A 4,382-nucleotide genomic window follows, 5' to 3' on the forward strand; every position below is an offset into this window, starting at 1 on the left:
GACCAGGCCTGCCTCGCCCGCCCTGCGTCGGGCACTTGCCGGCGCCGCGGTTGTCGTCCTGCTCGGCGCCATGGCGCTCGATACCAAGGTGGTCAGGATAGGGTCGGCAGGCGACGTTCGCAGCGCCGTCTTTTCCGCCGCTGACTACGGCAAGTCGGAATTTCCCAAGGTGCAGGCCGATGTCGAGGCACGCGCCGCCGACGCGGTGACGGTGGCGACGGCGATTGCCAAGGACAGGGCAACGGCGGAAAAGGAATACGGTGTGCCTGCGGGCGTCGGACCGGTCATTTCAGTCAAGTTCACCGGCGTCGTCGGCGAAGGAAAATCTGGCATCTACAAGGTCGCCGTCGACGGCGTGCCAGATACGTTGATGATCCGCGTGCAGACGGGACCGGCGATCAACGGGACGGAACTGCGTGACGCCACGGGCAAGATCACATTCGGCCAGTTCACCAACCAGATCGAGTACCAGGACGCCGGTTCGGCGCTGAACAATGAGATGAAGAAGGAAGTCCTGGCCAAGGTCGATACGAGCACCTTGACCGGCAAGACCATATCGGTGGTCGGCGCATTCAAGCTGGTCAACCCGAAGAGCTGGCTCGTCACCCCCGTGAGGCTGGACGTCAAATGAAACCGGCTGCCGACACCGGACCCGCGACTGGCGACGCCGTGCTTTCGGCGCGCAACATCGTCATGTCGTATGGCGGCGTCCATGCGCTCAAGGGCGTCAATTTCGATATCCATCGCGGCAAGGTCACCACGCTGTTCGGAGAGAATGGCGCCGGCAAGTCGACGCTGATGAAGATCCTCTCCGGCGTGGTCACGCCGACATCCGGCGACATCGTGCTCGACGGCAATCTCGTCAGCTTTTCTTCGTCCTCGGACGCGCGCGATCGCGGCATCTCGATCATCCACCAGGAACTCAGCCTGGCGCCCAACCTCAGCGTTCGCGACAACATCTTCATGGGCCGCGAACTGCGCACCAGGACCGGCCTCGACTTCGCCGAGGAGCAACGCCAGGCGCGCGCTCTGATGGCTGATCTCGAAGAGGACATCGATCCGATGACCCTGGTCGAGGATCTGCGCCTCGGCCAACAGCAGATCGTCGAGATCGCCCGGGCACTGTCGGTCGATTCGCGCATCCTCATCATGGACGAGCCGACCTCCGCGCTCAGCGCAACCGAGGTGGAAGTTCTGTTCAAGGTGATCCGCGATCTGACCAGCCGCGGCGTCTCCATCGTCTACATATCGCATCACCTCGAAGAGGCGCTGCAGATCACCGACTATGCCGTTGTCCTGCGCGATGGCGCGATTACCGCGACGGCCGAAGCCCGGGATATCGATCTCGAATGGATCGTGCGCAACATGGTCGGCGAGAATTTCGATCTCGGCTCGCCGCCGACCGGCCATGAATTCGGCGAAGTCGCCCTATCGATCGAGGATGTCAGCGTCGTCGACACTTCGGGCTCAGGTTATTCCGTCGTCGATCACCTGTCGCTGGACGTGCGAGCAGGCGAGATCGTCTGCATCTACGGGCTGATGGGTGCCGGGCGCACGGAATTGCTGGAGGCCGTCGCCGGACGAGTGCCGATGGCGGGCGGGCGGGCGCTGCTGGAAGGCGAGGACGTCTCGGGGCTGAGCATTGCCCAGCGTATCTCCAGAGGGCTTGTGCTGGTCCCCGAGGACCGGCAGCGCGACGGGCTGGTGCAGACGATGACCGTCGGTCGTAATCTTTCGCTCGCCAGCATCGAAGCGTTCGCCAGGGGCCTGTTTCTGTCTCGTTCCAGAGAGCGAGAGCTGGTCGAAGACTCGATCCGCAAGGTGACCGTCAAGACCGCTGGCGGCAATGCCATGATCGGATCGCTGTCGGGCGGCAATCAGCAGAAGGTCGTCATCGGCAAGATGCTGACGACCAACCCCAAGGTTATCCTTCTCGACGAGCCGAGCCGCGGCATCGATGTCGGCGCCAAGGCCGAAGTCTTCCGCTTGCTGAGCGAACGCGCTGCGCAGGGCCTTGCCGTCGTCTTCTCGACCTCTGAGGTCAACGAATGCCTCAGCATTGCCCACCGCATCGTCGTCATGCGCCGCGGCAGGATTTCAGCCGAATTCGGCGCCAATGCCACCAAAGAGCAGATCATGGCCGCCTCGGGCGAAGCCGTAGTCGCTTGATCACCAGGAATTTCGGAGCCCACACCATGACCGATGTCAGCCAGGCCAGAAAACAGTCCAGTCCAAGCGCGAGCGAAAGCTTCGATCTCGCCAAGCTGCTGCTCGAGGGCCGGGCCTTCTTTGCGCTGATCGTCATCATCGTCGTCTTTTCGATCCTGTCGCCCTACTATCTCTCGGTGGCGAATTTCCTGACCATGGCCTCGCATGTCGCCATCTTCGGCATCCTCGCGATCGGCATGCTGCTTGTCATCCTCAATGGCGGCATCGATCTGTCGGTGGGGTCGACGCTGGGCTTGGCCGGCGTCGTTGCCGGCTTCCTGATGCAAGGGGTGACGCTGAACTGGCTGGGCGTCGTTCTCTATCCGCCGGTGTGGGTGGTCGCGGTGCTGGCCTGCATGCTGGGCGCCGTCGTCGGGCTGATCAACGGCGTGCTCATCGCGCGCTTCAAGGTTCCAGCTTTCGTCGCGACCCTCGGCGTCATGTACATGGCGCGCGGCCTGGCGTTGCTGATGACCAGCGGCCTGACCTACAACAATCTCGGCGGCAAGCCGGAGCTCGGAAACACCGGCTTCGATGCGCTTGGCTTCAACCGCTTGTTCGGCGTGCCGACGGGCGTCGTGGTTCTCGTGGTCATCGCGCTCATTGGCAGCATCGTCCTGAACCGCACCGCTTTCGGGCGCTGGCTCTACGCCTCGGGCGGCAATGAACGCGCGGCCGAACTCTCCGGCGTTCCGGTCAAAACAGTGCAGATTTCCGTCTATGTGCTGTCGGGCATCTGCGCCGCCATTGCCGGCCTGATCCTATCCTCGCAGTTGACATCGGCTGGACCGACCGCCGGCACCACCTACGAACTGACGGCCATTGCGGCCGTCGTCATCGGCGGCGCGGCACTGACCGGCGGCCGCGGCAACATCCGCGGAACCCTGCTCGGGGCCTTCGTCATCGGCTTCCTGTCCGACGGTCTGGTGATCATCGGCATCTCATCCTACTGGCAGACAGTGTTCACCGGCGCGGTCATCGTGCTCGCCGTGCTCCTCAATGCCGTTCAGTATCGCCGCCGCAGCAAGCTCCCAAGCGCGACAGGTGGCCAACCGACTTCTCAGAAACGGGGGAAGGCCGAACCGGCCAATCCTGCCCAAGGGAAGACTGCCAGGTGAACTGGCAGCAACACCGCGTAATCATTGGAGGAATGTACATGAAAACCATGCTGAAAAGTCTGCTCGCGGCCGCGATGGTCGTTGGGTTCACGGCCGCCGCGTCAGCCGCGGGCCTGATCTCGATCATCGTCAACGATCCGGCCAATCCCTACTGGCTGACCGAGGGCAACGTCGCCAAGGCCGAGGCCGAGAAGCTTGGCTATACGGCCAATGTCGGCGCCCACAAGGGCGATACCAATACCGAAAGCAATTTGATCGACACCGCCATCACCAACAAGTCGGTGGCGATCATTCTCGATCCGGCCAACGCCGACGGCTCTGTCGGTGCGGTGAAGAAGGCGATTGCAGCCAACATCCCGGTGTTCCTCGTCAATGCCGAGATCAACCAGGAAGGCCTCGCCAAGGGGCAGCTCGTTTCCAACAACGCGCAGGGCGCTGCTCTCGGTGCCCAGCAGTGGGTGCAGGCCGTCGGTGAAAAGGGCAAATATGTCGAACTGCTCGGCGCCCCGTCGGACAACAATGCCGCCACGCGCTCGAACGGTTACGCGACTGTGCTGAGCCAGTACCCGGATCTCGAAAAGGCTGCTTCGCAGGTCGCCAACTGGGATCGTACCCAGGGCCACGACAAGATGCAGAGCATGCTGCAAGCCAATCCCGACATCATCGCCGTGATCAGCGGCAATGACGAAATGGCTCTCGGCGCGGTTGCGGCGCTGAAGGAAGCTGGCAAGCTCGCCGGCATCAAGGTCGGTGGCTTCGACGGCTCCCCGGACGCGGTTGCGGCGATCAAGTCCGGTGAACTGCAGTACACCGTGCTGCAGCCGGTCGCCATCTTCTCGGCCAAGGCCGTGCAGCAGGCGGACTCGTTTATCAAGACGGGTGCCACCGGTGCGGCGACCGAGAAGCAGCTGTTCGATTGCCTTCTCATCACCAAGGACAATGTCGACAAGTACACCGCACCCTTCGTGCTGTCTGAGTAATACCTGCACAGGGGGTGTCCTTGCGGACACCCCCTGCCTCTTCTACGAAATGACTGCCCTCGTGAACTGCCTTCGC

Annotated in this window: 4 protein-coding genes; all 4 read left to right on the forward strand. The window is 62.8% G+C overall.

The window, feature by feature from the left end; translation table 11 throughout:
* A partial coding sequence (locus EN914_RS25785) for a DUF2291 family protein (protein ID WP_407067814.1) occupies positions 1–631 on the forward strand: 631 nt, incomplete at its 5' end.
* Positions 628–2,169 (forward strand): sugar ABC transporter ATP-binding protein, encoded by a 1,542-nt coding sequence (locus EN914_RS25790; protein ID WP_013533074.1) that lies wholly within the window; start codon positions 628–630, stop codon positions 2,167–2,169. The genes EN914_RS25785 and EN914_RS25790, both read left to right, overlap by 4 nt.
* Before the next feature lie 26 nt (positions 2,170–2,195).
* The gene (locus tag EN914_RS25795) at positions 2,196–3,326 is read left to right on the forward strand and encodes an ABC transporter permease (RefSeq protein ID WP_024502446.1); all 1,131 of its coding nucleotides are present in this window, start codon (positions 2,196–2,198) and stop codon (positions 3,324–3,326) included.
* 38 nt (positions 3,327–3,364) lie between these two features.
* Positions 3,365–4,306 (forward strand): D-ribose ABC transporter substrate-binding protein, encoded by a 942-nt coding sequence (locus tag EN914_RS25800; protein ID WP_013533072.1) that lies wholly within the window; start codon positions 3,365–3,367, stop codon positions 4,304–4,306.
* Positions 4,307–4,382: the final 76 nt, after the last annotated feature.

Origin of the sequence: Mesorhizobium sp. M7A.F.Ca.CA.001.08.2.1, assembly GCF_003998455.1 — a bacterium.
Lineage (GTDB): Bacteria > Pseudomonadota > Alphaproteobacteria > Rhizobiales > Rhizobiaceae > Mesorhizobium > Mesorhizobium ciceri.

What these genes read in the sequence shown, in the direction of transcription:
- EN914_RS25790 (WP_013533074.1), top strand. Translation starts at nt 628, where the DNA reads ATGAAACCGGCTGCCGACACCGGACCCGCGACTGGCGACGCCGTGCTT.
- EN914_RS25795 (WP_024502446.1), top strand. Translation starts at nt 2,196, where the DNA reads ATGACCGATGTCAGCCAGGCCAGAAAACAGTCCAGTCCAAGCGCGAGC.
- EN914_RS25800 (WP_013533072.1), top strand. Translation starts at nt 3,365, where the DNA reads ATGAAAACCATGCTGAAAAGTCTGCTCGCGGCCGCGATGGTCGTTGGG.